The 352-nt window shown below is 33.2% G+C and carries 1 pseudogene; it reads left to right on the plus strand.

Features of this window, described 5'->3' with window-relative positions:
• Positions 1-352, plus strand: a pseudogene (locus HC175_RS21265) (hypothetical protein); the annotation flags it as partial.

Consider the following 352-nt stretch of genomic DNA (forward strand, 5'->3'; position numbering starts at 1 on the left):
ATTGGTGCCTCTATAGGACAAATCTTTTTTGAAGAAGCAAAAAGAGAAAAATTAGCTACTGGAGGTGCAGAAAATTCTTTCAATCAAACCTTTAAAAAACTACTAATTATTGGTTTACCTGTATTTGTGACACTTTTCTTTTTAATTGAATCTCTTTTTGTAATGTTCTTTGGCGAGGATTGGAGAATTGCTGGTGTTTATGCACAAATCGTGCTGCCACTGTTTTTTATTCGATTTGTAGTAGGACCTTTAACCTTAATTGCTCCCCTATTTGAGAAACAACAAACCGACTTATTCTTCCAAGGCGGGTTACTTTTTCTTTATTTGGGAACTTTATTTTTATGCCATTTAT

The organism is Salinimicrobium oceani, assembly GCF_012037645.1.